Source organism: Methylobacterium sp. AC433, assembly GCF_979253015.1.
In genome coordinates this window covers 167,514-193,349 of record NZ_CEEDBN010000004.1, presented here as the reverse complement: position 1 = coordinate 193,349, position 25,836 = coordinate 167,514, and the positions used below count along the sequence as shown (strand labels likewise).

The following is a 25,836-nucleotide window of genomic DNA, read 5'->3' as shown; positions in this document are numbered from 1 at the left end:
CGCCGTGATCATCGCGCATAGGAGGAGGCGAGGGGTCCATCCTCGGCCGATGAGTGACGCGATGCAGATCGAGACGCCCTACCTGATGTTCCTCGGCGACGTGCCCGATCGCCTCGCCGCCAAGACGGCCTACGGCATCAAGGACTGGCGTCCCGAATGGTGCGTCGGCCAGCTGCGCCTGCCGGGCTGCGCCGCCGATCTCGGGATCCCGGACCTCACCCTGGCCGAGGCCGTCGCGAAGGGCTGCCGCACGATGGTGATCGGCGTCGCCAATGCCGGCGGCGTCCTGCCGGAGCACTGGATCGCCGAGGTCGTCTCGGCCCTGGAGGCGGGACTCGACATCGCCAGCGGGCTGCATGCGCGCCTCGGGGCGGTGCCGGCGATCGCCGAGGCCGCCGAGCGCAACGGCCGCCGGCTGCACGACGTGCGCCACACCTCCGAGACCTTCGCCACCGGCAAGGGCAGCCGGCGGCCCGGCCGCCGCCTGCTCAGCGTCGGCACCGACTGCTCGGTGGGCAAGAAGTACACCGTGCTCGCCCTGGAGCGCGGCATGCGCGAGCGCGGGCTCGACGCGGATTTCCGCGCCACCGGCCAGACCGGCGTCTTCATCTCGGGGCGCGGCGTCGCCATCGACGCGGTGGTGGCCGACTTCATCTCCGGCGCCGTCGAGTGGATCGCGCCCGCGGCCGCCCCGGAGCACTGGGACCTCCTCGAGGGCCAGGGTTCGCTCTTCCACCCCTCCTTCGCCGGCGTCAGCCTCGGGCTGCTGCACGGGGCGCAGGCCGATGCCTTCGTGGTCTGCCACGAGCCGACCCGGACGACCATGCGCGGCGTCCAGCACCCGCTGCCCACCATCCGGCAGGTGGTCGACCTCACGGTCCAGCTCGGACGCCTGACCAACCCGGACATCCGTCCGGTGGGCATCGCCGTCAACACCCAGGACCTGGAGGAGGGAGCGGCCCGGACGCTCCTCGCCGACCTCGCCCGCGCGCACGACCTGCCGGCCACCGACCCGGTCCGCTTCGGCGTGGAGGAGATCGTCGACCGGATCGTCGCCGAATTCCCGCCCGCGACCACGGGGGCGAGCGCGTGACCCGGCGCCTCGACGTCGCGGTCGAGCGCTTCCCGATCGCGGGCGCCTTCACCATCGCGCGGGGCAGCCGCACCGAGGCGGTGGTGGTCGTCGCCACCGTCACCGACGCGGAGGGCCGGGCCGGGCGCGGCGAGTGCGTGCCCTATGCCCGCTACGGCGAGACCGTGGAGAGCGTCGTCGCACTGATCAAGGATCATGCCGAGGCCATCGCCATGGGGGCGACCCGGGCCGACCTGCAGGTCGGGATGAAGGCCGGGGCCGCGCGCAACGCCCTCGACTGCGCCCTGTTCGACCTGGAGGCCAAGCAGCTCGGGCGCCCCGCCTTCGCCATCGCCGGCCTGTCCGCGCCGCAGGTGGCCACCACCGCCTACACCCTCAGCCTCGGCGATCCCGAGAGCATGGAGGAGGCCGCGCGCAAGGCCGCCCACCGGCCGCTGCTCAAGGTGAAGCTCGGTGGCGCCGGCGACCCCGAGCGGATCGCCGCCGTGCGGCGCGGCGCGCCCGAGTCCCGTCTCATCGTGGATGCCAACGAGGCCTGGCGCCCGGACACGATCGAGGCCAACCTCGCGGCCTGCGTCGCCGCCGATGTCCGGCTGATCGAGCAGCCCCTGCCCGCCGGGGAGGACGCGCTCCTCGCCGAGATCGGCCGGCCGATCCCGATCTGCGCCGACGAGAGCCTGCACGACCGCGCCGGCCTCGACGCCCTCAGCCGGCGCTACGACGCCATCAACATCAAGCTCGACAAGGCCGGCGGCCTGACCGAGGCGGTGATGCTGGCCCACGAGGCGCGGGCGCGCGGCTTCTCCCTGATGATCGGATGCATGGTCGGCACGTCCCTCGCCATGGCGCCCGCCATGCTGCTCGCCCACCACGCGGAGTACGTCGACCTCGACGGCCCGCTCCTGCTGGCCCGCGACCGGGAGCCGGCCCTGCGCTTCGAGGGCAGCCTGATCCACCCGCCCGAGCCCGAATTGTGGGGGTGAGCCCACAGGCCTCACCCCATTCCGCGCCTCCCGGGATGGCGCGTCCGGGCGGCGACCTCACGGGGAACCGGGGAGCCGGTCACCCCTTCACGACGGCGCGCAGGAAGTAGACCAGCGCCGTGAAGGTCACGAGGCTGGCGGCATAGAACGCGACGAACCAGAGCAGCCGGCGGCCCTTGGCGGCGGACGAGCGCCCGCTCAATGCCCGTAGCCCCCGGATTCGATGTCCTCCGCCACCTTACCCCGGAAGACCCAGTAGGCGTAGCCGGTATAGGCGAGGGTCAGGGGCATCACCACGGCGTAGCCGACGAGGGCGAATTGCAGGGCGCTGACCGCGTTGGCCGCCTGCCAGATCGTGTAGTGCGGCGGCACGATGTAGGGGAACAGGCTGATGGCGAGGCCGAGGAAGCCCAGCAGGAACAGCGCGATGGTGAGGAGGAACGGCGCCACGTGGCGACCGTCGCGGATGCCCTGGTAGATGCCCCAGGCGACGAGGGCCGTCACCACCGGCACGGGCGCCACGTAGAGGATGTTCGGCCAGGAGATCCAGCGCCACTGGATGTCGAGGCCGAGGAACGGCACCCAGGCGCTCACCACCGCCATCGACACGATGGTGGCGGCCAGGAACTGCAGGCTCTTGCGCCGGGCCCAGATCTCGAGCTCGCCCGAGGTCTTCATCACGCACCAGGTCGCGCCGAGGAGGCCGTAGCCGCAGACGAGGCCGATTCCGGTCAGCACGCTGAAGGGGGTGAGCCAGTCCATGGTGCCGCCGGAGAAGCCGCGACCCTCGACCTTGAAGCCCTGGACGAAGGCCCCGAGCACCATGCCCTGCGCGAAGGTCGCCACCAGGGAGCCGTAATGGAAGGCGTAGTCCCAGATGAACTGCGAGCGGTCGGCCTTGAATCGGAACTCGAAGGCGACGCCGCGGAAGATCAGGGCGATCAGCATCAGGATGATCGGGATGTAGAGGGCCGGCAGCAGGATGGCGTAGGCGACGGTGAACACCGCGAACAGCCCGCCGCCGCCGAGGACCAGCCAGGTCTCGTTGCCGTCCCAGATCGGGGCGACCGAGAGCATCATGCGGTCGCGCCAGTTGCCCTTCCGCGCCGCCGTGAACAGGATTCCGACCCCGAGGTCGAACCCGTCGATGACGACGTACATCGCCACCGCGACCGCGAGCAGAGCGGCCCAGACGAGTGGCAGCCAGAAGGCCGCGCCCTCGTATTCCATTCCGAAGCCGAACATCCGCTACGTCCCTCGTCCGCGTTGCGAATCGCCTACCGCATCACGGGGCCGTGCGGTCCCCGCGCTCCGCATGCCTAGCGCGATCAGCGGAGGTTTGCGCGCCCCGCCAGGGAACTTTCCTGTCACTCTCCGACAAGGTGTCACGGGAAATCGCGGACGCGGCGAGCGTCTGGCCGGCCCGCCGCCCGATCTCGGCGGCGCCCTCGCGCAGAGCCGCGTCGCGCATTTCGGCCGGCAGAGCGTCCCAGGCCGCCGCGGCCGCGCCGGCGGCGGCCGGACCCGAGGGCAGAGTCTCGCCCTGGCGCTGGAGTGCCAGCCAGGACAGGGCGCCGATCACCAGGCCGGCACGGATGAGGAATGACATGGGTCTGGCCCGGACGCGCCCCTGCGGGAGGCGCGCCGACCGTCGCGGGCGACCGGTAAAGACCGCCTGACCCGCCGCCCGCAAAGCGCCGGAATGGTGAACACAAGCTTAGCGCGATGCATTTCGAGGCTTTTTCGTGTCATGCCCCGAAAAGGTCTGTCTCGGCGACCGGTCACGGTTACGTCCCGGAAAGCATGCGGAGACAATCGGACTGTCTAGCGCAAGACTCGCTTAAGTCGGCTCTGCGACGTTCGCCTCAGTCGAGTGTTCGTCGAGCCAAGGGGCGTCGGGGTGGCCGTCGGGTCATCGTCCGCGCTGTGCGTGTCGGTATTGCGTATCTACGGTGCCCTGGCTTCCCTCATCGATGTCCGCCTCGCCGGGCTCGTCCATGAGTCGGTGAAAGAGGATGGCGGCGTGCGCTTCCGGCACGAGCGCTTCCTCGTCTCCCGCCTCGCCACCGGCCTGATGATGATGCTGGGGCTGCCGCCCTACCTCGTGCTGCGCGGGGTGCCGACCGGCGTCGAGGCCCTGGCGATCGCCAGCCTGATGCTGCCGGTCTTCGCCGCCGTCCTCCTCTCCCGCACCGGCATCCTCTGGCTCGCCCACGCCATCTCCTCGGCCGGCCTCACCGGCGTCGTGGTCTGCCTCGCGATGATGACCGGAGGCGCCAATTCCGCCGCCGCGATCTGGCTGGTGGCGATTCCCCTGGAGGCCGTGGTCTCGGGCTCGCGGCGCGCCACCCTGGCGGCCGCCATCGTCGCGGCCCTGGGCGCGCTGGCCGTGGCCGTGCTGCCGCCCCTCACCGAGGGCACGCCCCTGCCCGAATGGTCGCGGGCCCTGGCCATGCCGGTCTTCGCGATCACGGCGATCGGGCACATCGCGGCCCAGGCCCTCGAACATTTCCGGCACGAGGGCCGCTGGCTCGCCCGCCTGCGCGACAACGAGCGCCGCGACCGCATGCTGCTCTCGGCGATCGACGACCTCGTGACGTGGCACGACCACAACGGCCGCGTCCTCGACGCCAGCGCCTCGGCCAGCCGCTTCCTCGGCGCCGAGCCGACGGCCCTGCACGGCCACGGCCTGCTCGAACGGGTCCATGTCGGTGACCGTCCCCTCCTGCTGCAGGCGCTGAGCGACGTCGCCGCCCACGGCCGTCCGGCGCGGGTGCAGTTCCGCCTGCACCTCGACTTCGCGGCCGCCCGCGCCGAAGGCGCGTCGCGGGTGATCTTCGCCGAGATGCGCATCCACCGGATCGACGAGCAGGCGGCGGAGACGGCCGTGCCCGGCCGCCTGCAGTCGAGCGTCGTCGCGGTGACGCGCGACGTGACCGAGCATCGCCGCCACGCGGAGGAGTTGGAGCAGGCCCGCGCCGAGGCCGAGCGCGCCGACGAGGTGAAGAGCCGCTTCCTCGCCAATGTCAGCCACGAGCTGCGCACGCCGCTGAACGCCATCATCGGGTTCTCCGAGGTGCTGTCGGGGGAGGGCGGCATCGCCACCGACCCCGAGCGCACCCGCGAATATGCCGGCATCATCCGCAATTCCGGCCAGCACCTGCTGGAAGTGGTGAACACCCTCCTCGACATGTCGCGCATCCAGAGCGGCCACTTCGACTACGCCCCGGAGCCCTTCGACCTCTCGGCCCTGGTCCAGACCTGCTGCAACCTCATGCAGCTCAAGTTCGACCAGGCCGGCATCACCCTGGTGCGCGACGCCAGCGCCGCCCCGGTGGAGATCACCGCCGACATGCGCGCCTGCCGGCAGATGTTCATCAACCTCCTGTCGAACGCGCTGAAGTTCACCCCGCGCGGCGGGCGGGTGGAGGTCGGCCTGCGCGGCTCGGGCAAGCACCTCGACCTCATCGTCGCCGATACGGGCATCGGCATCAGCGAGGCCGACCTGCCCCGCGTCGGAAGCCCCTTCTATCAATGTGCCGGCGGCTACGAGCGCACCCACGAGGGGACCGGCCTCGGTCTCTCCGTGGTGCAGGGCCTCGTCGGCCTGCATGGCGGCGCCATCCTCATCGAGAGCACCCGCGGCGAGGGCACCACGATCACCGTCACCCTCCCGCGCGAGTGCCGGGCCACCACCGGTGCCATCCCGGCGGCGGCCATCCGCACCCGCCTGCGCTCGCCGATCGCCGACGGCAGCCTCGTCGCCGCCGCCAAGGACGGTCCCGTGCCGATGCGCCGGCCGATGGGCCTGTTCGAATCGAGCCCCGAGCCGGTGCGCGAGAGCTACGTTCCCCTGCGGCGCGCCGGATGAGCGCGCCGGAATCCTGCCAGCACCGGGCGGCCCGGGCCTCGCATCGCGCGAGGCCCGAACGCCGTTGCGACCAGCCCTGAGGAGATCCGATGCGCGAGCCGCACGCACGCCGCGACCAGCGAGAGATCGTGGTTCCGACCCGCACCCGCGAGGCGCGGCCCGTGGCCCGGCGCCGCGCGGCCCCCGGCCGCCTGGCGGGACTGAGCGCGCTGGCCGGAGGCGCCGGCCGTGCCGTCCTGCGCCATCCGGGCGAGGTGCTCGGGGTCGCCGCCGTCCTCGGCGCCGTATCGATGATCTGCCTGAACGCGCTGGGCTATCAGATGGGCCGCCACCCCGCGCCGATCTTCCCGAAGCTTCCTCCGAAGGCGACGGTCTCCCGCGCGGCCGAAGGGCCGAAGGCGTCGGCTTCCGCCGGCGCCAAGGGGGAGGTGGCCAAGGCGGAGGCGACCAAGTCCGAAGTGGCCAGGTCCGAGGCGAGGGACGAGCCTGCCAAACCCGAGGTCGCGGCCAAGGCGCCGCGCGACGGCATCGGCGAGCTCATCAGGTCCGGCGAGTCGGCGGGCGCGGAGACCACGGCCTCGGTCACGAGCCTCGGCGGATTGTCGATCGCCCAGGCGCAGCGCGCCCTGGTCAAGCTCGGCTACGGGCCGCTCAAGGCCGACGGCCTGATGGGGGCGAGCACCCGGGCGGCGATCGAGAAGTTCGAGCGGGACCGCAAGCTGCCGGTGAAGGGCGAGCCCTCGCAGCGGACCTTCCGCGAGCTGGCCACCCGGGCGGGGGTGACGCGGGGCTGATCCGGCGGGGCGGCGTGCTATAGACCCGCGCATGGCACGCCTGCGCTCGGATTTCTGGGTCTCCGCCCATCTTCGCCGCCTCGACATCGAGGGCATCGCCGCGGTCCAGCGCCGGCGCGGCTCCCCCGAGGCGGGGGCGATCTTCGTGAAGGTGGATCGCCTCGACGGCCGCGCCGATCTCTACGGGCCGGCCCCGCAATCGCTGGTCGATTCCGAAGGCGACGGCGACCGCCGCTTCGTGGCCCTCCTCAGCGAGGCCTCGCCCGCCGACGTGGAGATCCGGCTCGGCAAGGAGCTGCGCTTCGACGACGATCTCTGGATCGTCGAGATCGACGACCGCGCCGGGCGCCACCGCCTCGACCTCGCCGAATAGGCCGTCCCGGCCGGATGCCGGCCGGCGCCGCCTTCAGCTGGTCTGGCGCTGCCGGCTCGGCAGGGGCGTCCGCAGGGGCGGGCGCTCGGTCGCCGAAGCCTGGACGCGCGGACGCGGCGCGTCGGGGGCGTGATAAGGCTGGTGGGCCGTGGCGGCGGCGCGATCTTGCGGGGTCCAGTCGAGGATCGCCGCCAGTAGGTCGCGCGCGGCGGCCCGCGGCAGGGTCCGGAACAGCTTGACCAGGTCGAAGACCCGGTCGACCGAGCGGGCGACGGCCTCGTTCAGGGTCAGATAGATGTAGACCGCCTCCTCCTCGTGCAGGCCGGCGGCGCGCAGGGCGACGGTGAGCAGTTCGTAGCGCAGGGACGGATCGGGCGTCGCGGCGAGGAATCCCTTGGGCAGGCCGAGCATCTCGGTCAGCGCGGCCACGAAGCCGGCGACATCGCCCCGGGCCGAGAACCCGGTGAGAACCGCCCCGGCCTCGCGCGGCGCGGGCGGGCTCGGTCTCAGGGCCGCCGTCGCCATCATCGCATGGCCGATGGCCTCGCGGCGGGTCTCGTCGGCCAGGAGGAAGAGCGGCGCCACGTCGGAATGGGCGAGGTCTTGGCGGGCGAGGAGCGTGCGGGCGAGATCGGGCGTCCTTCGGGCGCGGGCGACGAGGCGCGCCAGCATCTCGCCCTGGAGGTTGACGGCGGGATTGGCGGCGAGGGACCGGTCGATGGTGGCGTCCTCGCGCGCGATCAGGTCCGCGAGGGTGGAGCGGCTGAGATCGTGCCGGCTGGCGATGGCGGGGCCGAGCTCGGAATCCTCCGTCAGCGCGGCCTGGATCATCGACGGGGTGAGGATCGGCGCCTGCGCGATCACGGCGTCCCGGGCGCCGCCGCCACGCTCCACCAGGGCGGCCAGCAGGGCGGGCGGCGTGTCGGGAAAGGGCGCGAGCTTGCGGGCGACGATCTCGGCGGTCTCGTCGTCGACGATCGGGATCAGTCCGCCGGCCAGGGAGGCGAAGGCCGACACGGTCTTGCGGTCCCGGACCGTGGCCGAGAGGAAGAGATCCGTCTGCACCCGGAGGATGACGGGTTTCAGGTCGAGATTGTCGAGACGCGACAATTCGATCAGGCCGGAGAGGTCCGGCGCATCGTCGAATGATGGGGACATGGCACTTCGGTTACGCAGAACTCGCTGATCGCAGGGATTAGCGGAATTGCGTGAACCGACCTTTAAGGACGGTCCGACCGGACCGTCCCTGCTTGCGCCATGCCGGTCATGATCGTCGGCCCGACGACTTCAGATCAGGACGGCGATCTCCCTTCAGCCCGCGCGGCGCGGCTTGGCGTCCTCGCCGGATTTCGGCGGGGGGAAGACCACCGGGGTGGGGGCGTTGGCGGCCATGGGGCCGGGCGCCGCGGCCGGTCCCGAGACCGGAGCCGGGGCGGGGTTCGCCGCGGCCGCGGCCATGCCGGCGGCCACCGGAGCCGTGCCGGCGTGCGCCAGATTCTTGGTCGCCCGATCCTCGGTCACGGCGTCCTTGGATCCTGTGCCGTTGCCGCCGGAGGGAAACAGCACCGTGGTGGCCTTGGTCTCGGTCGGCGCGTTCCCCTTCGGCGCGGCGGCGGGGGCCGGCGCGGATTGCGGCATCGGGGCCGGGAGCACGCCCTCGGGCGCCGTCTCGTCCTCGGCATGCGCCTCCTCGGGACCGGCGATGAGCTCGGTCGGGGTCTTCCAGACGAAGGCGTCGAGGCGGCCGCTCACCGGTGAAACCGGCGCCCAGTGCTCGGAGGCGATGCCGTCGGCCACCCACAGCGGGTCGCGCGGCGCGTGGGCGGCCCGCGACAGCCACTCGCGGGTGCGGCCCGAGCCGGAACCGTGCTCGGCCTCCTCGATGCGGGCCATGGTCAGGCAGGCGCGCACGGTGGGACGGTCGGCGAGGAGCGGTGCCAGGGCCTCGCGGGCCTGGCCGAACTCGCGCGCCTCGTAGGCCGCCTGCGCCATGGCGAGGCGTGCCTCGGGATGCCAGGACGAGATCTTGGCCAGGGTCTCGGCCCGGGTCATGCGGTCGCGCACGGAATCGCCGGTGCGCAGGTTGAGGTAGGTCTTGGCGAGATCGGGATGCGGCCCGGCGCGCCAGGCGGCCTCGATGATCTTGGCGCCCTTCCGCAGGTCGCCCCGGCGCACCATCAGGCGCGCGCCGAGCACCGCCGCCGGAACGAGGTCGGGGGCGAGCTTGACGGCCTTGAGGACGCGCTCGGTGGCGGCCTCCGGCTCGCCGGCCTCGCGCTCCTGCGCGGCGGCGGTGAGCAGGACGGCGCGCTGGCGCCGGGCCGAGGACTTGTCGATGAGGCCGAGGGAGGCGCGGCGCTCCACGGTCTCGTTGGCGCCGCTCCAGTCGCCGTCGGCGCATTGCGCCTCGAGCACGGCCTCGTTGGCCCAGGTGACGCTGGGCGCCAGACGGGCGGCCTCGGCGGCGTAGGCGCGGGCGGAGGCATCGTCCTCGCGTCGGCGGGCCTCGACGAACAGGCCGCGCAGGCCGAGCACGCGGGTCTCGGGGTCGTTGACCATGCGCTGGAAGGCCTGCTCGGCGGCCTCGCGGTCACCGGAGATCTGCGCGGCCTGGGCCTTGAGCAGCAGCGTCAGCGGCTCGGCGCCGAGCAGGCGCTCGGCATCGTTGGCGTGGCGGCGGGCGGCGAGCGGATCGCCCGACCCGACCGCGACCATGCCGCGGGACAGGGCGGAGAAGCCCTTGGCCCGGCGCCGGTCGCGCGAGCCGCGCACCAGGGTCTCCGGCAGGGTGATGAAGCCCCGCACGATGGCCCAGATGAAGCCGACCAGGATGGCGGCGATCAGGACGCCGATCAGCCCGATGGCGAGGCTGGTGGCCACCTCGTAGCCGTTCCACACGATGGTGACGGTGCCGGGATGGTCGGCGACCCAGGTCGCGCCGTAGGCGGCGACCGCGAGAAGGGCCAGGAAGGCGAGGGCGCGCCACATGAGATCAGAAACTCCTGGGAGTGGCGTCGGCCGGTCCGGCGACACCGAGAGTCGGGGGCGGAAGCACTCGGTGCTCCCGCGCGAAATCCGGGGCGCCGCGCATCCCGTCCGAGGCTAGGGTACGCGGCCGCGCGCTCAACGGGAGGCGCCGGTGGCGGGCAGGCCCTTGAACGCGTCCGCGAGCAGGCCCTGGGCCGCGTCGCCGGCGGCGGCGCGGGAGGCCAGCTTGGTGCCGAACTCGCCCGCCTCGGCCCGTGCCGCCTCGGGCAAGGCCGCGAAAGCCTCGGCCGCCTCCTTGATCGCACCGCGGTCGAGGGCATCCTGCACCTTCGGCGCCGTATCGGGGGCCGGTGCGCTGGCGCCGCCCCCACCGGCCGGGGCCTCGACGCGGCGGACCTGGACGATCGACTCGGCCATGCTCATCAGCTTGGTGCCGATGTCGCCGGTCTCGGCCACGGCCTTGCTCTGGGCGGACCGGCGCTTGGCCGCGATCTTCTCGGCGATGGGCCGGAACTCGGCCGCGAGGGACCGGGCCGTCGGCGCGCCCTTGTCGGCGAAGGCCGCGACTGCGCTGAGGCGTGCCGGGTCGCCCGGCTCCAGCCCGCGAAGGGCCGAGAGGGCGTCGGCGTAGGGCGCCCCGGTGTTGAGGGCGGTGACGATCCGGTCGGCCGAGACGACGCGCAGGGCCGCCTGCAGCGTCGAGGTCTCGGCGCGCTCCGACACGGCCTTGTCGAGGCCGGCGATCTTGTCGGCCTGGGCCTGGAGCTGGCGCTCCACGGCCTTCGCCGCCTCGGCCGCCTGAACCTTGCTCGCGTCGGCGACCTTCTCGCTCGCCTGCGTCGCGCTCTGGACCGCCTCGGTGGCGGCCTGGACGCGCGCCTCCAGCGATTGCTGGAGGGCGGCCACCTTCTGGCTCAGCGCCTGGGCCGCCTCGGCATTCGCCTTGGTCCTGGCCTCGACGTCACCCTGGAGGGCGGCGATCTTCGGGGCGAGGTCGGGCTGCGCGGCGGGCTTCGGTGCGGAATCGACCCTGCCCTCGATCGCCTTCAGGCGCCGATCGAACTCGGTGAGCTGCGGCGCGGGAGCCTGCGACACCGCCATGCGGGCATCGCCGCCCTGGTCACGCCCGGGCTCCTCCTGCAGGGCCGAGACGCGCTGGTCGAGGGCGTCGAGGCGCGCGACAAGATCCGCCGGTACGGCGGGCGCCGCCGCGGCGGCCGGTGCGCCCTCGGCGGGGGCCGGAGCACCGCCCTGGGCCGCATTCGCCTTCTCGAGGGCCTGACGCGCGGTCGAGACCGCCTCGGGCACGGCCTTGAGGGCTGCCTCGTTGGCGGCGACCCGCTTGTCGAGGCCCGCCAGCGCATCCTTGGGGGCGAGCGCCGCGATCCGCTGGTCGAGGGCCGTGATGCGCGCATTCTCGCCCGGCGCCATCAGGCCGCTGCGGGCGACGCCGAACAGCAACCCGGCGCCGACCACGCCGCCGAGGAGGCCGGCCGTGACGAGAGAGCCGAAGCCGGCCCCGGACGAAGCGGCGGGGGCCGTCGCGGCAGCCGGGGTGATGCGCGGCGTCGTCGGACCACCGGCCTTGGGCGGCTCCGAGGCACCCTTCGGATCGGAGGGCTTGCTGTCCGGACTCTTGCCGTCCGGAATCTTGCCGTCGGGCGTCTTGCCGTCCACCGGCTTGCCCGACATCCCCGCGGCAGCACCGGCAGCACCGGCAGCACCGGCCGGCTTCGCCGGTGGCACCGGGTCCGGCATGCGCTTGGCCTTGAGGTCGATGATCGGACCATCGGTCACGGACTGAGCCGGACGAGCGCCGGGCTGCGTGCCACTGAAACCGCCGGAGCGGGGCGGCTCGGATTTCGCGGCATCCGCCTTGTACGGCTCGGCCTTCGGTGCGTCTGTCTTCAGCGGATCGGGCTTGAGGCCATCCGGCTTCGGCGCGTCGGCCTTGATCGCATCGGTCTTCGCCGACCCGACGGCCAGCGGATCGGGCTTGGTCAGGTCCGGCTTGGAGGCATCCGGCTTCACGGCGTCGGAGTTGATGGTGTCGGCTTTGGCGGCATCGGGCGTGAGGATCGCGGCCTTTGCGGCTTCCGTCTTCACGGCGTCCGTCCTCGTGCCTTCCTTGACCGGCTCAGCGGTGCCCGGCGTGCCGCCGGGCTGACCCGGCTTGGCCGATGCCTCGACCTTCGGCGGAACGGAGCCGCCCTGCGGGGCGGGCTTGCCGGGCTCGGGCGGCCGGCCACCCGTGGGAGAGCCCGGGCGGTTGGCGTCGCTGTTGGGTGGTTTCACGGTTCAAGGCTCCCTTCCCGTCTCCCGCAGCCCGGCCCGTTCGGCGCATCCGGCGCCCGGTGGGTCGAGGCTGGCGGCGCAGCTTCTTGCGCTCGTCCTAGCACCAGGGCCGCCGCCGGAGCGAGGCCCTTATCGCAATCCTGTTGGCCCGGGGGCCGGCAATCCCGCGAGGAGCGCGTCCTCCCCGGGGCGTTCGGCCACGAAATGGACCGCGACCCCGGCGGCGACCAGGGGCACGGCGACATCGGCCGACAAGCAGTAATGCATCAGTGCCGCGAAGGCTCCGCCGAGCCCTTCCGCGCTGGCGAGATCGTGTGCGACCTGAGCGCTGCGCCGCGAGTAGTGCAGCACCGCGTCGAGGCCGCCATCCCCGAGACCTTCGGCCACGGCGCCGGGCAGGCGCGCCGCAGCCCGTGCGGCGTAGACGTCCTCCACCGTGAGCCGGAATCCGGCCGCGACCAGGGAGGCGGCCGGCTCCGCCTTGCGCTCGGCCCCGGCGGCGTGGAGGAGGCGGGCGCCCCGGGGCAGCGAGGTCGCGACCAGCCGCGCCAGGGACGTCGCCTCGCCCGCCGCTTCGCGGACATCCGCGAAGCCGGCCGCCCGCGCCAGGGCGGCCGTGCGGCTCCCGACCGCGAAGGTCGGAACATTGCGCAAGCGCGCGCGGTCTTCCGGTTCCAGGGCCGTCACCGCGTTGGCGCTGGTGACGATCAGCCCCGCGAAGGCATCCCCCGGCAGGCGCGCGCCGGTGGGCCGCACGGTCAGGACGGGTGCGACGAGGGGGCGGTGCCCGAGGGTGGCCAGGCGCGCGCCCGTGCGCGTCGCTCCCGGTTCCGGCCGTGCGACCCAGATCCGCATTCCGTCCCGCACTCCCCGACCCCGACCCCTATCCATGCCCGTCCCGCCGCCGGTGGCAACCCGTCGTTGCCGCCGGGGGAGGCGGACGATAGGGTGCCGCGCATCCCACGGGCCACCCCGCACGCCTCCGCGGAGGCCCCCTTCGAGATGATCCGCCGTCCATGAACGTCCTCGGCATCGAAACGACCTGCGACGAGACCGCCGCCTCCGTGGTCGCGCCCGGCGAGAACGGGCGCGGGCGAATCCTCTCCAACGAGGTGCTGAGCCAGATCGCCGAGCACGCGGCCTATGGCGGCGTCGTCCCCGAGATCGCGGCCCGCGCCCATGTCGAGGTGCTCGACCGGCTGATCGATCGGGCGCTGAGCGGCGCCGGACTGACCCTGGCCCAGGTCGACGGAATCGCGGTGGCGGCGGGGCCGGGCCTGATCGGCGGCGTTCTCATCGGCCTCGTCACCGCCAAGACCCTGGCGCTGGTCGCGCGCAAGCCCCTGATCGCGGTCAACCACCTGGAGGCGCACGCGCTGACGGCGCGGCTCACCGACGGCATCGGCTTCCCCTACCTCCTCCTCCTCGCCTCCGGCGGGCATACCCAGCTCGTGGCGGTGAAGGGGGTGGGCGACTACGTCCGCCTCGGCACCACCATCGACGACGCCATCGGCGAGGCCTTCGACAAGGTCGCCAAGCTCCTCGGCCTCGGCTACCCGGGCGGCCCCGAGGTCGAGCGCATGGCCGAGACCGGCGATCCGGAGCGCTTCGCCCTGCCGCGGCCGATGCTCGGCCGGCGCGAGGCCAACTTCTCCCTGTCCGGCCTGAAGACCGCCCTGCGGATCGAGGCCGAGAAGCTGGCGCCGCTCTCCTCCGTCGACGTCGCCGATCTCTGCGCCAGCTTCCAGGCGGCGGTGGTCGACGTGGTGGTCGACCGCCTGCGGGTGGCGATGCGCGACTTCGCGGCCGTCGCCGGCCATCCCACCGCCCTGGTGGCGGCGGGCGGGGTCGCGGCCAACGGCGCGATCCGGCGGGCGCTGACCACCCAGGCCGGCGAGGCGGGCCTCGCCTTCGTGGCACCGCCCCTGTCCCTGTGCGGCGACAACGGTGCGATGATCGCCTGGGCCGGGATCGAGCGCCTGCGCCTCGGCCTCGTCGACGACCTCACCGCGCCGGCCCGCGCCCGCTGGCCCTTCGCGGAGCCGAAGGCGGTTGCCTGAGGCCGCGCGGCTGCGCTGGCGCGCCCTGGTGGAGCGCCGCCTGCCCGAGGCCGCCCGCCCGGACTGGCCCGTGCAGCGCGACCATTGCTTCGCGCGCATCCTCCTCGACAACACCTGCGGCGGACCCTGGCGCGAGAGCGTGCCGGTCCCCGCCTGGGCGAACCTGCCCCTCGACCAGCTCGCGGCGGCCACCGAACTCGGCGAGGCCGTCCTGACCGGCCGCGCCGACCTCTTCGCGCTGAACCGGCGCTCCCTGGCCCTGCGCGGCAAGCTGCGGAACGTGGAGGCCGCGACCTCGCCGGAAAGCCTTCGCGACGGTGACGTCGTGCTGCGCGCCTGGCGGGCGGAGGACGAGGCGCCCTTCGCGGCCCTCAATGCCGATCCCGAGGTCATGCGCCACTTCCCCGCTCCGAAGGACGCGGCCGCCAGCCGGACCGAGGCACGGACCTGCACGCGGCGCTTCGCGGTGGACGGCTTCGGTCCCTGGGCCGTCGAAATGGAGGGACGGGGGTTCGTCGGGATGATCGGCGGCGCGCGCCTCCTGCGCCCGATGCCCTTTCCCGGCGGCGACCGCCCCGGTCTGATCGTCGAGATCGGCTGGCGCCTCGCGCGGAGCGCCTGGGGGCTCGGCATCGCCACGCGGGGCGCCCGCCTCGCCCTCTCCGACCTGTTCGGGCGCTGCGGCCTCCACGAGATCGTCGCCTTCACCGCCGAGGCGAACACGCCCTCGCGCCGGGTGATGGAGCGCTTGGGCATGCGTCCGGCAGGGGGCTTTCCCCATCCGGCCCTGCCGTCGGGGCATCCTCTGCGCCCACATCTCCTGTATCGTCTGCAGGCAGGCGCCTTCGAAGCTCGGGCTCCATTCCAGATGCAGGAGACGCGCGCATGAGACGGATCGGAGTCGTCGGCGGCGGCGCCTGGGGCACGGCCCTGGCCAACGCGGCCGCTGCGGCGGGGCACGACGTCACCCTGTGGCTGCGCGATCCGGAGGCGGCCGCACGGCTGGAGGACACCCGCGAGAACGCCCGCTACCTGCCGGGCGTGCCCCTCCATGCGCGCATCGCGGTCACGGCCGGAGCGTCGGCGCTGGCCACGGCCGGGACCGTCCTGATGGTGACGCCGGCCCAGACCCTGCGCGGGGTGCTGGCCGACCTGGCGCCCGCCTTCGCGCCGGAGGCCGCCATCGTGCTCTGCGCCAAGGGGATCGAGCGCGGCACCGACGCCTTCATGAGCGAGGTGGCGGCCGGGCAGCTGGGCGCTTCGGCCCAAGTGGCGGTCCTGTCCGGCCCGAGTTTCGCCGCGGACGTCGCCCGCAACCTGCCCACCGCGGTCACGCTCGCGGCGGCGGACGCGGCTCTCGCCGCCCGCCTCGCCGGCACGCTCTCGGGGCCGGCGCTCCGGGTCTACCACACCGACGACGTGCGCGGCGTCGAGATCGGCGGCGCCGGCAAGAACGTCCTCGCCATCGCGTCGGGCATCGTCGCCGGGCGCGGCCTCGGCGAGAGCGCCCGGGCGGCCCTGATCGCCCGGGCCTTCGCCGAGCTCATGCGCTTCGCCCGCGCCTATGGCGGCCGGCCCGAGACCCTGATGGGCCTCTCCGGCCTCGGCGACCTCGTGCTCACCGCCTCCTCGCCGCAATCGCGCAACTTCGCCTTCGGCGAGCGCCTCGGCGCCGGGGCCTCGCCGGAGGCGGCCGCCGGCGGCAAGCTCGCGGAAGGCGCCTTCACGGCCGCGGCCCTCGTCGACCTCGCGCGCAAGCGGGGCATCGAGATGCCGGTGGCCGAGGCGGTCGCCGCCATCGTCTCGGGCGGGGCCAGCGTCGACGGCGTCATCGCCGCCCTGCTGGCGCGGCCGCTGCGAGGAGAAGCCGAGTGAGCCAGCATCCCGTCCGCGACTTCCTGGCCGGCAGCGGCCGCGACGGGGCCGGCCGGCGCCTCGCGGACGTCCTCGCCTTCGACGATGCCCATATCGAGGGCGTCCACGACTACATCCAGTGGTGCTTTCCCCTGCACGAGGCCAGCCTCGCGGTGCCGGGCGCGCCGGTGCTGAGCCGGGCCGAGGCCGAGGCGATCCGCAACGATCCGGCCGCTCTTTCGGGCCTGCGCTCCGCCCTCGGCCGGATGACCCGGTTCTATGCCGAGACCGAGGGCTGGCTGCGCTCGCACGACCACAATCACCTGCGCATCACCCGCATCCTCTCGGCGGTCTCGGATCTCCTCGGCTCCGAAGCGGCGGCCGAGTTCCACGCCTTCGTGACCGCCCGCAACGGAAAGGCCGGCGCGCCGGTCAACGCCACGAGCCTCCGCTACTGGGACTCCGCGCTCCGAGGGGCCTGACGGCCACGCTTGGCCGGTGCTATGGAGCCGGCGTCTCTGGAGAAGCGCATGGCCTACTGGCTCTACAAGTCCGAGCCCTCGACCTGGTCCTGGGAGCAGCAGGTCGCCGCGGGCGCCGCCGGCACCCACTGGAACGGCGTGCGCAACCACGTCGCCAAGAAGCACCTCATGGCCATGGAGGTGGGCGAGCGCGGGTTCTTCTACCACTCCAACGAGGGCAAGGCGGTGGTGGGGATCGTCGCGGTGATCCGGCCCTACTACCCGGATGATTCCGACGAGACCGGCCGCTTCGGCATGGTCGACCTGCGCGCCGTGGAGCCGCTGCCGCGCCCCGTCACCCTGGAAGCCGTCAAGGCCGAGCCGCGGCTCGCCGCCATGGTGCTCGCCAACAATTCGCGCCTCTCGGTCCAGCCGGTCACCGAGGCGGAGTGGGCGGTGGTGCGCGAGATGGGCGGACTCGGCTGACTCCCGGCGGGGCTCAGCCCTGGCGCTGCGCCTGCGTCACCGCGACGTGGATCAGCTCCGCCAGGGTGCGCAGGCCGAGCTTCTGGCGCATCATCGAGCAGGCATTGGTGATGGTCTTGTAGCTGACCGAGAGGTCGCTCGCGATGGCGCCGTAGGACTTGCCCTGCGCCAGGCGCTGCAGGATCTGCAACTCGCGCGGCGTCAGCTGGGTCTCTGGCGTGCGCCTCGGATCGCTGCGCAGCATCGCGACCTCGGTGGCCAGCCGCGGATCGAGGTAGGGCCGGCCGGACCGGACCCGATCGAAGGCCTCGAACAGCTCGCCCGAGGCGTGATCCTTGAGCACGTAACCGAGGGCGCCGGCCTCCAGCGCCCGCGAGACGATGACCGGATCGTTGTGCATGCTGAAGACGAGGATGCGGACCGCCGGGCTGGCCCTGCGCATCCGCCGGATCAGCTCGAGGCCGGCCAGCCCGCTGCCCTGGAAGGTGAGGTCGCAGATCACCGTGGCGGGCCGCCGGCGCAGGAAGCGGCGATAGCCCGCGACCACGCTGGTGGCCTCGAGGATCCGCTCGATCCCCGCATCCTCGAGCACCCGCCGGCACCCCTGGAGCACGATCGGATGATCGTCGATGACGAGGGTCTGGGCCTCGGTGGCGGTGGCGATCGCGGTCATGCGCTGGGAATCGGACTCGTGTCTGCGTCGCGCTCATCATCGAGCGGAATCATGATCCGGACAACCGCGCCGGGCTGTGCATTGTCAAGCCGGAACGTGCCGCCGAGGGCCTCCACGCGCTCGCGCATCCCCGACAGGCCGAGCCCGAGGCCGTGCTCGGGCGCGATGCCGCTGCCGTCGTCGCGGATGGTGAGGTGGAGCGCCCGGCCGCCCGGACCGCCCGGCGGCGCCGCGTCGAGGGCCTGTACGGTGACGTTCGAGGCGCGGCCATGGCGCACCGCGTTGGTCATGCTCTCCTGAATGCAGCGGAAGACCGTGAGATCGGTGACGTCGCCGTAGCCGCGGGCGAGCCCGTCGAAGCTGCCGGCGAAGCGCGTGCCGGCGTGGCGCCGGCGGAAGTCCCGCAGCAGCAGGTCGAGGCATTCCGGAAGCGGCACCTGCCCGAGGGCGTGCGGGCGCAGGCGGTTGAGGAGGTCGCGGTTCTGGGTCTGGACCTGCCCGACGATGCTGGCGATGTCCTGCGCGCGCTGCTTCAGGCGGGCCCGGTCGGGGGGCGCGTCGGCCTCGGCCATGCGGACGACCGAGGCGGCGGTCGCCTCCAGGGCGAAGAGGCAGGGACCGAACTCGTCGTGAAGCTCCAGGGCCGTGCGCCGGCGCTCGTCGTCCTGGGCCGAGAGCAGCTGGCGATTCAGGCGCCCGTTGGCCGCGCGGGTGTCCGACAGGGCCTCCGCCACGCGGTTGAAGCGGGTGGCGATGGCGGCGAGCTCCCGCGAGGCCGGCGGTTCGAGGCGCACGGTGTAGTCCTGCTGCTCTAGCTGGATCAGGCCGTCGGAGAGTTGCGTCAGGGGCGCCAGCACCCGGCCGAAGGCCACTGTCAGCGCGGCGAGGAGGCCGAGGCTGAGGCAGAGGCTCGCGAGGGACAGCGACAGGGCATAGCCCCAGACCTCGTCGATCTCGTCGTTGGGCTGGGTGGTGATGCGGGCGGTGCCGATGCGCAGGCCCTGGGCCACGATGGGCAGGTCGTGCTCCCGGATCGGCGGGGCGATCAGCGCCGCGAACCAGGCCGGCGCCGCGTGCTGGTCGCGCCGGACCCGGCCGAGGCCTCCGGTGACGACCTTGCCGTCGGAATCGAGCACGGTGACGCGGACGTGGCGCAGGTCGTGGATGCGCAGGTTCAGGGTCTGGAGAATGCCGGCGGGCGGGCCGGCCTGGGCGAGGTCGATGGTGTCGGAGACCAGAAGCTCGACATTCGTCATCGCCGCCTGCATCTCGACCTCGACGGCGGAGCGGGCGTTCAGCACGATGACGGCGCAGGAGACCAGGGCGGCCAGGAGGTCGATGGCGAGGACCAGGACGATCATCCGGGTGCGCGTCGACCACGAGGCCCAGTGCGGCCAGCGGCCGACCCGCCCGGACGGCGCCGGGTGGACTCCCGTCCGGGCAGGCAGGTCCGACCGGAGGCGGGAAGCGGAGGCGGCGTCGTGAGTCATGGCGATTGGGGAGAGGCCCGTCGAGGACATCGTGAACGGTCGTCGCCCCGTGTGTAGCGGACCCGGGGCCGGATGGCAGCCTTCCGATCCGGGGACAGGGTTGATCGCCACGGCGCTGGCCGACCCGGAGACCGCCTGGACGATGGGCGGGTTCGGGGCACTCGCGAGTTTTCGCCGAGATCCCGACGCGGGGGCGGGCGCTCCGGCGGGCGGGCGCCTCGGGCTGGTCACCCCGCGCGGCGGGATCGCCCTCGATCCGGCCGACGCGATTCCCGTCGCCTACGAGACGGCCTTCGCCGGGGGCTGGAGCCACGCCGTCGCCCTGTGCCTGCCGGCGGCGCGCTGCCCCCGAATCGGACCCGGATCGATCCGCGCGGCGGGCCGCGACGCAGCGGCGCTTCACCCGCGAAATCTTGGGGACAAGTGGTTCGACCTCGGCCTGGCCCTGCCGCAGGGCCGGATGTTCCTGCGTTCGGCCGATCCGGACACGCTGGCGCGCCTCGCGAAGCTGGCCGGACACGCCTGGACCGACGATCCGGTCGGCATCCTCGACCTTCTCGCCGTCGCGGACGTCGTGGTGACCACGCCGCTCGGCCGCATCGAGGTCCTTGCGGGGACCGGAACCGAGCCGGGCAGCCCGCGCGCCTTCCTCGATCCGAAGATCCTCGCCCTCGGCCGCACCCATCCGGCCACCGCTCCGATCCCGCGCGGGCTCGTCCCCGTGGCGCAGTTCGCGCCGCCCCATCCCTGCCGGGATCGCGAGGGCCGCGCCCGCCCCTTCGATCCCGCGGCGCATGCCGCCTTCCAGACCGTGCTCGCCCGCTGGGGCGATCCCGCCCTCGTCCGCCTCAAGGCGCAGCACGTCGCAGGGGCGCCGCCTTCGGCAAAGGGGGCGACCCGGTTCACGCGCGGGATCGGCCGAGTCGTCCAGCTCCAGGCCGAGGCGCGGGCGAATCAGGACAGTCCGAAGTCGTCTCCAGACACCCCTCGTTAAACCTGTCGGGCTTATTCAGATTCGCGCTGCGTCTGATCCGAGCCTGTTCAAGGCTTGGGTCGAGGACATCTTCATGCCCCATTGCGGCGCCTCTGTCGTTACACGCAGGTGGCGCCGCTCCGGCGTCGCCGCGCCGGTCGTGCCCCGCCGGCGCCGCGTGATCGACCGGCAACGGTCAATCCGAACCTCCAGAAGCGTGCGAGATGTCTGAGACCATGATGTCCGTGACGATCGATCCCTCCGAGACCCGGCGCCCGGCGGTGCCGGCTCCGCGCCCGTCCCGGGTGAACCTCCGGGTCGTGCTGCTCTCCGGCCTCGGCGTGCTGGGGCTCGCCGGCTTTGCCGCCATCGCCTCCACGACCCTCGGCAGCCTCGCGGGTCCGCAGTTCACCCGGCCGACCCTGGCCAAGGCGACGGCCGCCAGCCCCGGGCTCGGGAACAGCGCCTCCGACTGGCCGGACCTGCGGGACGGTGTCCCGGCCCTGGCACCCGCGGCTCCGAAGCCCGTCGCGGCTCCGAAGACCGTCGCGGCGGCGCCCGAGGGGGCGGCGGTGCCGGTTGCCGCCGCGAAGGCGGAGCTGCTGCCGGCCGCGATTGCCCCGCCGGTGGTCCAGGTGGCCCAAGGGGTCGCCGCCAAGCCGACCGACGTGAAGGTGCCCGAGGCGAAGCCCGCCGAGACACTCGCCGAGACACCGGCCCAGAAACCCGCCGTTCTGGCGGCTGCGCCGAAGCCGCCCCGCCTGCCGCAGATCGAGAACGCTTCCGTGCTGCCGCCCGCCCGTCCGGCCTCGCTGGTTCCGGCGACCCGGACCGCGGCGCTGATCGCCCCTCTGCCCAACGAGACCACCCGATCTCGGGCCACCGGCGGCACCTTCACCGCCCTGACGCCGGAGCGCGAGCCCGAGAAGCGCAAGCCCGTGGTGTCCGCGGCCCATGCCAAGCCCGCTTTGGCCAAGCCCACTTTGGCCAAACCGGCTGCCAAGCCCCCGGGGGCGGCGGCGCAGGTCGCGCAGGCCGAGCCCGAGCCGGAGCAGACCGAGTTCCTCGGTGTGAAGGTGCCGTCCTTCGCACCTGCCGGGCGCAAGATCGCGGAGAGCGTCGAGGCGCTCGGCAACGCGGTGAAGAGCCTGCCCGACCACTTCTGAGAGAGGAGCGCCCGCTCAGGGCGCCCCCTCGGTTCAGCGCGCCCTGCTGGCGCGCGGCTTCTTGGCGATCTCGCGCTCGTGCCGGGCGCCGCGCGGGCTCTTCAGGGCCTTCGGGCCCTTCTCCTCGCGCGCCGGCTCCCCGTCCAGGAGCGGCTCGACCTGAATCTCGGGCGAGCCGTTCTTGGCGAAGGTCTGGGCAAAGCGCGAAGCCGCGCCGCCGCGGACCTCGAACTTGGTCTCACGATCGAAGATGCGGATCGCGCCGATCTCCTGGCGGCCGATATTGCCGCGCCGGGTCAGCATCGGCAGCAGGCGACGCGGGTCGGCGTTGTCGCGCCGGCCGAGATTGAGCCGGAACCACACGGCCGGACCCTGGGCGTCGATCCGATCCATGTCGGCGGGATCGTAGACCGGGCGCGTCTTCCGCTCGGGACCGGCGCCCGGATCGGTGACGTCCTCCGGCGCGGGCAGGCGGGAGCGGTAGATCCGGGCCAGGGCCGCGGCGAGTTCCTGGGGCGTCCGCTGCGCCATCAGGGTCTCGGCCATGGCCACGTCTTCCTCGGCCGGCTCCTCGGTGAAGATCGGGTCCTGCCACATGCGCTCGCCGTCGAGGCGGCGGATCTCGTCGGCGGTGGGCGGGCCGGCCCATTCGAAGGAGACCTTGGCGATCATCAGCATCTGCTCGGCCCGGCGCCGCTTCGAGGCCGGGATCAGTAGGAGGCTGGTGCCCTTGCGCCCGGCGCGGCCGGTGCGGCCGGAGCGGTGCTGCAGCACCTCGGCATCGTGCGGCAGGTCGGCATGGATGACGAGGCTGACCGTGGGCAGGTCGATGCCGCGGGCGGCGACGTCGGTGGCCACGCAGACCTTGGCCCGGCCGTCGCGGAGCGCCTGGAGGGCGGCGTTGCGCTCGCCCTGGCCGAGCTCGCCCGAGAGCGCCACGGCCGAGAAGCCGCGCTCGGTGAGCACCGCCTGGAGGTGGCGCACCGCGTTGCGGGTGTTGCAGAAGATGATCGCCGTCGGCGCATCCATGAAGCGCAGGGTGTTGACCACCACGTGCTCCAGCTCGCGCGGCACCACGCGGATGGCTTTGTAGGTGATGTCGGCGTGGCCGCGCTCCTGGCCCTTCACGGCGATGCGCAGGGCGTCATTCTGGTAGCGCTCGGCCAGCGTCGCGATGGCCTTCGGCAGGGTCGCGGAGAACAGGAGCGTGCGCCGCTCCTTCGGGGTCACCGACAGGATGAATTCGAGGTCGTCCCGGAAGCCGAGATCGAGCATCTCGTCGGCCTCGTCGAGGACGACGGCGCGCAGGTCCTGGGTGGCGAGGTTGCGCCGCTCCAGGTGATCGCGCAGGCGGCCCGGGGTCCCGACGACGATGTGGGCGCCGTCGTTGAGCTGGCGGCTCTCGCGGCGCGGGTCCATGCCGCCGACGCAGGAGATCACGCGGGCGCCGGTCTCCGCGTAGAGCCAGGTCAGTTCGCGCTCGACCTGCAGCGCGAGCTCGCGCGTCGGGGCGATGACGAGGGCCAGCGGCGCGCCGGCGGGGCCGAAGCGCTCGGCGTCGCCGAGCAGGGTCTCGGCGAAGGCGAGGCCGTAGGCCACGGTCTTGCCCGAGCCGGTCTGGGCCGAGACGAGCAGGTCGCGGCCCTGGGCGGCCGCCTCGATGACGGCGCTCTGGACGGGCGTCGGGTCTTCGTAGTCGCGCGCGGTCAGAGCTCGGGCGAGCGGGGCCGGCAGGGTGGGGAAGGGCACTGTGACGGAAGCCTTAGCGGGCAAGCAGGCGGAAGACCCGCCGGGGAGGGTGTCGCGCGGGACGCGACGAACTCCAAACCGACGTGATTCCGGCCTCGAACGGTTACGGATGGTGTCTCTTGTAGCCGGAACTGCGGCGCAGCGCCATGACTGCAGATGCATGCCCGTCCACCGATGGGCGCCCGACCCCGATCTCGCCGGCTCCCACAGCTAAGTTCCGCTCCTGGACTGTGCGGGCGAACGGGCTGTGCCACTTAGGAGCGAAGGTGGCCGAGGCTGTGACCCTCGGGCCGGAACCAGGGTGACCGATGGCGGCGATCTTACGTCTTGTGGTAGCCTGGGCGAGCGTCGCCGCCTTCGCCGTCTACGGTCCGTCCTGGCTCGGAAGTCTCGATTCGCCGCTCTGGGCCACCGCGCTGTTCCTGTGGCTGTTCTCCGTCATCCTGTGGGCGGCCTTCGGCGTGGTCCACGAGGCGGAGGAACTGGCGCACATGCTCGGCGAGCCGCTGGGCACGCTGGTGCTGACCCTGTCGATCGTGCTCATCGAGGTCGCCCTGGTCTCGGCCGTGATGCTCTCGCCGAAATCGGTGCCGACCCTCGGGCGCGACACGATGTTCGCCGTCCTGATGATCGTCCTCAACGGGATCGTGGGCCTCGGCCTGCTGATCGGCGGGCTGCGGCACCACCAGCAATCCTACAACCTGCAGGGCACCTCGGCCTTCCTGTCGGTGATCATCCCCCTGGCCACCATCGCGCTGATCATCCCGAACTTCACCACCTCGACCACCGGAGGCACGCTGACCACCCTCCAGGCCGTGGCGTTCTCGGTGTTCACGGTGGCGCTCTACGGGATCTTCCTGATGATCCAGACGGGCCGGCACAGCAGCTTCTTCATCCACGACGGTGGCCAGATGGTGCGGTCGAATGCCGACGTGCCCGCCGGACCCGAGGCCGGGGGAGCGGGCGGCGTGCGCGGCCTCACGGTGCTCAAGCACATCGGCCTCCTCATCGCCAATATCCTGCCGATCGTGCTCCTGTCGAAGAGCCTCGCGTCGATCCTCGATCACGGCATCGAGGCGCTGGGGGCGCCGAGCGCGCTGGGCGGCGTCCTGATCGCCGCCATCGTGTTCACCCCCGAGGGCATCAGCGCCCTGAAGGCCATCGCCCGCAACGAGCTGCAGCGGGCCATCAACCTCTGCCTCGGCGCGGCGACCTCGACCATCGGCCTCACGGTGCCGGCCGTGCTCGCCGTCGGGCTGATCTCGGGGCAGACCGTCGTGCTCGGCCTCGCTCCGACCGAGATGACGCTCCTGGTCGTCACGCTGATCCTCAGCACCCTGACCTTCTCGGGCCTGCGGACGACCGTGCTGGAGGGGGCCGTCCACCTGGTTGTCTTCTTAGTCTATCTCGTGCTGATCTTCAGTCCGTGATGGACATCCTCGTCGTCGGTGCCGGAATCGTCGGTCTCGCGGTGGCCCGGTCGCTCGCGCGCCGTGGCCACGCGGTCGTCGTGGCCGAGGCCGAGGACGCCATCGGCACGGGAATCTCGGCGCGCAATTCCGAGGTGATCCACGGCGGGATGTACTATCCCGCCGGCTCCCTGCGTGCCCGGCACTGCGTCGCGGGGGCTGCGATGCTCGCCGCGTTTTGCGACAGCCACGGCGTCGCCTATCGCCGCTGCGGCAAGCTCATCGTCGCCACCGACGAAACCGAGCGCGAGGCCATCGCGGCGCTCAAGGCGCGCGGCGACGCCAACGGCGTTCCGGGCCTGATGCTCCTCGAGGGAGCCGAAGCCCACGCCCTCGAGCCCCATCTCGCCTGCGTCGCGGCCCTGCACGCGCCCGGCACCGGCATCGTCGACAGCCATGCCCTGATGCTGGCCCTCCAGGGCGACCTGGAGGATGCCGGCGGCGCCGTCGCCTTCGACAGCCGGATCACGGACATCGCGCGGACCGGGGAGGGCTGGAGCGTCACGGTGAACGGCGAGGCCCTGCCCTTCGACGGCATCGTCAACGCCGCCGGCCTCGGAGCCCAGGCCATCGCCGCTGCCGTGGAGGGCTATCCCGCCGCGCGCATTCCGCGCCAGGTCCTGGCCAAGGGCAGCTATTTCGGCTGCACCGGCCGGCCGGCCTTCTCGCGCCTGATCTATCCGGCGCCGGTCGAGGGCGGACTCGGTATCCACCTCACCCTCGATCTCGCCGGCCGGATGCGCTTCGGGCCGGACGTCGAATGGGTCGATACCCTGGACTATCGGGTCGATCCCGCCCGCGCCGATCATTTCGCCCGCGCGATCCGGCGCTACTGGCCGGGCCTGCCCGACGGGGTGCTGACGCCGGATTATGCCGGCATCCGTCCGAAGCTGACGGGGCCGGGCGAGCTCGCCGCCGACTTCCGGATCGACGGCCCGGCCGAGCACGGGCTTTCCGGCCTGATCCATCTCTTCGGGATCGAGAGCCCGGGCCTGACCTCCAGCCTGTCCCTCGCCGAGGATGTCGCCGACCGCCTGGTCGGGGCCTGAGGAATGCGG

The 25,836-nt window shown here is 72.9% G+C and carries 24 protein-coding genes; 14 read left to right on the top strand and 10 right to left on the bottom strand.

Features of this window, described 5'->3' with window-relative positions; translation table 11 throughout:
* Window positions 1-61: 61 nt before the first annotated feature.
* Both dgcN and dgcA read left to right on the top strand, forming a co-directional pair.
* Window positions 62-1,093: an N-acetyltransferase DgcN gene (gene dgcN, locus AC0IWM_RS08910; RefSeq protein WP_471754612.1), complete on the top strand. Its 1,032-nt coding sequence runs from the start codon at window positions 62-64 to the stop codon at window positions 1,091-1,093.
* Window positions 1,090-2,076: an N-acetyl-D-Glu racemase DgcA gene (dgcA, locus tag AC0IWM_RS08905; protein ID WP_471754407.1), complete on the top strand. Its 987-nt coding sequence runs from the start codon at window positions 1,090-1,092 to the stop codon at window positions 2,074-2,076. The genes dgcN and dgcA overlap by 4 nt, the downstream gene beginning before the upstream one ends.
* Window positions 2,077-2,155: 79 nt before the next feature.
* Here the strand turns inward: dgcA and AC0IWM_RS08900 are convergent, their stop codons facing one another.
* The 3 genes from AC0IWM_RS08900 to AC0IWM_RS08890 are packed head-to-tail and all read right to left on the bottom strand — an operon-like array spanning window position 2,156 to window position 3,685.
* Complete coding sequence (locus AC0IWM_RS08900) at window positions 2,156-2,278, bottom strand: hypothetical protein (RefSeq protein WP_471754405.1); 123 nt, start codon at window positions 2,276-2,278, stop codon at window positions 2,156-2,158.
* Window positions 2,275-3,321, bottom strand: coding sequence for a cytochrome d ubiquinol oxidase subunit II (gene cydB, locus AC0IWM_RS08895; protein WP_471754403.1), 1,047 nt, complete (start codon window positions 3,319-3,321; stop codon window positions 2,275-2,277). The genes AC0IWM_RS08900 and cydB overlap by 4 nt, the downstream gene beginning before the upstream one ends.
* A 40-nt stretch (window positions 3,322-3,361) precedes the next feature.
* Window positions 3,362-3,685 carry a hypothetical protein gene (locus tag AC0IWM_RS08890; RefSeq protein WP_471754401.1) on the bottom strand — a complete coding sequence of 108 codons (324 nt, stop codon included), beginning with the start codon at window positions 3,683-3,685 and terminating at the stop codon, window positions 3,362-3,364.
* A 321-nt stretch (window positions 3,686-4,006) separates the two neighbouring features.
* On the opposite strand from AC0IWM_RS08890, the gene AC0IWM_RS08885 reads away from it, so the two are divergent.
* From AC0IWM_RS08885 to AC0IWM_RS08875, 3 genes are all read left to right on the top strand, one after another.
* Window positions 4,007-5,947, top strand: coding sequence for a sensor histidine kinase (locus tag AC0IWM_RS08885; protein ID WP_471754399.1), 1,941 nt, complete (start codon window positions 4,007-4,009; stop codon window positions 5,945-5,947).
* Between the two features lie 89 nt (window positions 5,948-6,036).
* Window positions 6,037-6,741 carry a peptidoglycan-binding domain-containing protein gene (locus AC0IWM_RS08880; protein WP_471754397.1) on the top strand — a complete coding sequence of 235 codons (705 nt, stop codon included), beginning with the start codon at window positions 6,037-6,039 and terminating at the stop codon, window positions 6,739-6,741.
* A 31-nt stretch (window positions 6,742-6,772) separates the two neighbouring features.
* On the top strand, window positions 6,773-7,114 hold the full coding sequence (locus tag AC0IWM_RS08875; RefSeq protein ID WP_056476025.1) for a DUF1491 family protein: 342 nt from the start codon (window positions 6,773-6,775) through the stop codon (window positions 7,112-7,114).
* A 33-nt stretch (window positions 7,115-7,147) separates the two neighbouring features.
* On the opposite strand, the gene AC0IWM_RS08870 is transcribed toward AC0IWM_RS08875, so the two are convergent.
* From AC0IWM_RS08870 to AC0IWM_RS08855, 4 genes are all read right to left on the bottom strand, one after another.
* Entirely contained in the window at window positions 7,148-8,272 is a 1,125-nt protein-coding gene (locus tag AC0IWM_RS08870) for a DUF2336 domain-containing protein (RefSeq protein ID WP_471754395.1), read from the bottom strand.
* Window positions 8,273-8,425: 153 nt separating this feature from the next.
* A complete protein-coding gene (locus AC0IWM_RS08865; RefSeq protein ID WP_471754393.1) occupies window positions 8,426-10,102 on the bottom strand; it encodes a heme biosynthesis HemY N-terminal domain-containing protein in 1,677 nt (558 codons plus the stop codon).
* Between the two features lie 135 nt (window positions 10,103-10,237).
* On the bottom strand, window positions 10,238-12,397 hold the full coding sequence (locus tag AC0IWM_RS08860) for a COG4223 family protein (RefSeq protein WP_471754391.1): 2,160 nt from the start codon (window positions 12,395-12,397) through the stop codon (window positions 10,238-10,240).
* Window positions 12,398-12,526: 129 nt separating this feature from the next.
* A complete protein-coding gene (locus AC0IWM_RS08855; protein WP_471754389.1) occupies window positions 12,527-13,252 on the bottom strand; it encodes a uroporphyrinogen-III synthase in 726 nt (241 codons plus the stop codon).
* Between the two features lie 161 nt (window positions 13,253-13,413).
* Between AC0IWM_RS08855 and tsaD the strand changes: the two genes are divergently transcribed.
* From tsaD to AC0IWM_RS08830, 5 genes are read left to right on the top strand one after another with little or no spacing between them, the layout of a single operon-like run.
* A complete protein-coding gene (tsaD, locus tag AC0IWM_RS08850) occupies window positions 13,414-14,457 on the top strand; it encodes a tRNA (adenosine(37)-N6)-threonylcarbamoyltransferase complex transferase subunit TsaD (RefSeq protein ID WP_471754387.1) in 1,044 nt (347 codons plus the stop codon).
* A complete protein-coding gene (locus tag AC0IWM_RS08845) occupies window positions 14,450-15,346 on the top strand; it encodes a GNAT family N-acetyltransferase (RefSeq protein WP_471754385.1) in 897 nt (298 codons plus the stop codon). The genes tsaD and AC0IWM_RS08845 overlap by 8 nt, the downstream gene beginning before the upstream one ends.
* Window positions 15,343-16,332 (top strand): NAD(P)H-dependent glycerol-3-phosphate dehydrogenase, encoded by a 990-nt coding sequence (locus tag AC0IWM_RS08840; protein WP_471754383.1) that lies wholly within the window; start codon window positions 15,343-15,345, stop codon window positions 16,330-16,332. The genes AC0IWM_RS08845 and AC0IWM_RS08840 overlap by 4 nt, the downstream gene beginning before the upstream one ends.
* Window positions 16,329-16,793 carry an opioid growth factor receptor-related protein gene (locus AC0IWM_RS08835; protein ID WP_471754381.1) on the top strand — a complete coding sequence of 155 codons (465 nt, stop codon included), beginning with the start codon at window positions 16,329-16,331 and terminating at the stop codon, window positions 16,791-16,793. Before AC0IWM_RS08840 ends, AC0IWM_RS08835 begins: the two co-directional genes overlap by 4 nt.
* 48 nt (window positions 16,794-16,841) lie before the next feature.
* The gene (locus tag AC0IWM_RS08830; RefSeq protein WP_471754379.1) at window positions 16,842-17,258 is read left to right on the top strand and encodes an EVE domain-containing protein; all 417 of its coding nucleotides are present in this window, start codon (window positions 16,842-16,844) and stop codon (window positions 17,256-17,258) included.
* Window positions 17,259-17,271: 13 nt separating this feature from the next.
* Here AC0IWM_RS08830 and AC0IWM_RS08825 read toward each other — a convergent pair whose 3' ends face one another.
* Window positions 17,272-17,931, bottom strand: coding sequence for a response regulator (locus AC0IWM_RS08825; RefSeq protein WP_056475998.1), 660 nt, complete (start codon window positions 17,929-17,931; stop codon window positions 17,272-17,274).
* Complete coding sequence (locus AC0IWM_RS08820) at window positions 17,928-19,451, bottom strand: ATP-binding protein (RefSeq protein ID WP_471754377.1); 1,524 nt, start codon at window positions 19,449-19,451, stop codon at window positions 17,928-17,930. The genes AC0IWM_RS08825 and AC0IWM_RS08820 overlap by 4 nt, the downstream gene beginning before the upstream one ends.
* A gap of 70 nt (window positions 19,452-19,521) precedes the next feature.
* Between AC0IWM_RS08820 and AC0IWM_RS08815 the strand changes: the two genes are divergently transcribed.
* A complete protein-coding gene (locus tag AC0IWM_RS08815; RefSeq protein ID WP_471754375.1) occupies window positions 19,522-20,415 on the top strand; it encodes a DUF6925 family protein in 894 nt (297 codons plus the stop codon).
* A gap of 203 nt (window positions 20,416-20,618) precedes the next feature.
* A complete protein-coding gene (locus tag AC0IWM_RS08810; RefSeq protein WP_471754373.1) occupies window positions 20,619-21,560 on the top strand; it encodes a hypothetical protein in 942 nt (313 codons plus the stop codon).
* 33 nt (window positions 21,561-21,593) lie between these two features.
* On the opposite strand, the gene AC0IWM_RS08805 is transcribed toward AC0IWM_RS08810, so the two are convergent.
* A complete protein-coding gene (locus AC0IWM_RS08805) occupies window positions 21,594-23,309 on the bottom strand; it encodes a DEAD/DEAH box helicase (protein ID WP_471754371.1) in 1,716 nt (571 codons plus the stop codon).
* A 308-nt stretch (window positions 23,310-23,617) separates the two neighbouring features.
* Between AC0IWM_RS08805 and AC0IWM_RS08800 the strand changes: the two genes are divergently transcribed.
* Together AC0IWM_RS08800 and AC0IWM_RS08795 are read left to right on the top strand one after the other, a co-directional pair.
* Complete coding sequence (locus AC0IWM_RS08800) at window positions 23,618-24,739, top strand: calcium:cation antiporter (RefSeq protein WP_471754369.1); 1,122 nt, start codon at window positions 23,618-23,620, stop codon at window positions 24,737-24,739.
* A complete protein-coding gene (locus tag AC0IWM_RS08795; RefSeq protein ID WP_471754367.1) occupies window positions 24,739-25,827 on the top strand; it encodes an NAD(P)/FAD-dependent oxidoreductase in 1,089 nt (362 codons plus the stop codon). The genes AC0IWM_RS08800 and AC0IWM_RS08795 overlap by 1 nt, the downstream gene beginning before the upstream one ends.
* Window positions 25,828-25,836: the final 9 nt, after the last annotated feature.

Coding starts and splice junctions, on each gene's coding strand:
- dgcN (WP_471754612.1), top strand. CDS start 62: ATGCAGATCGAGACGCCCTACCTGATGTTCCTCGGCGACGTGCCCGAT.
- cydB (WP_471754403.1), bottom strand. CDS start 3,321: ATGTTCGGCTTCGGAATGGAATACGAGGGCGCGGCCTTCTGGCTGCCA.
- AC0IWM_RS08890 (WP_471754401.1), bottom strand. CDS start 3,685: ATGTCATTCCTCATCCGTGCCGGCCTGGTGATCGGCGCCCTGTCCTGG.
- AC0IWM_RS08880 (WP_471754397.1), top strand. CDS start 6,037: ATGCGCGAGCCGCACGCACGCCGCGACCAGCGAGAGATCGTGGTTCCG.
- AC0IWM_RS08875 (WP_056476025.1), top strand. CDS start 6,773: ATGGCACGCCTGCGCTCGGATTTCTGGGTCTCCGCCCATCTTCGCCGC.
- AC0IWM_RS08870 (WP_471754395.1), bottom strand. CDS start 8,272: ATGTCCCCATCATTCGACGATGCGCCGGACCTCTCCGGCCTGATCGAA.
- AC0IWM_RS08865 (WP_471754393.1), bottom strand. CDS start 10,102: ATGTGGCGCGCCCTCGCCTTCCTGGCCCTTCTCGCGGTCGCCGCCTAC.
- AC0IWM_RS08855 (WP_471754389.1), bottom strand. CDS start 13,252: ATGCGGATCTGGGTCGCACGGCCGGAACCGGGAGCGACGCGCACGGGC.
- tsaD (WP_471754387.1), top strand. CDS start 13,414: ATGAACGTCCTCGGCATCGAAACGACCTGCGACGAGACCGCCGCCTCC.
- AC0IWM_RS08840 (WP_471754383.1), top strand. CDS start 15,343: ATGAGACGGATCGGAGTCGTCGGCGGCGGCGCCTGGGGCACGGCCCTG.
- AC0IWM_RS08830 (WP_471754379.1), top strand. CDS start 16,842: ATGGCCTACTGGCTCTACAAGTCCGAGCCCTCGACCTGGTCCTGGGAG.
- AC0IWM_RS08825 (WP_056475998.1), bottom strand. CDS start 17,931: ATGACCGCGATCGCCACCGCCACCGAGGCCCAGACCCTCGTCATCGAC.
- AC0IWM_RS08820 (WP_471754377.1), bottom strand. CDS start 19,451: ATGTCCTCGACGGGCCTCTCCCCAATCGCCATGACTCACGACGCCGCC.
- AC0IWM_RS08810 (WP_471754373.1), top strand. CDS start 20,619: ATGTCTGAGACCATGATGTCCGTGACGATCGATCCCTCCGAGACCCGG.
- AC0IWM_RS08800 (WP_471754369.1), top strand. CDS start 23,618: ATGGCGGCGATCTTACGTCTTGTGGTAGCCTGGGCGAGCGTCGCCGCC.
- AC0IWM_RS08795 (WP_471754367.1), top strand. CDS start 24,739: ATGGACATCCTCGTCGTCGGTGCCGGAATCGTCGGTCTCGCGGTGGCC.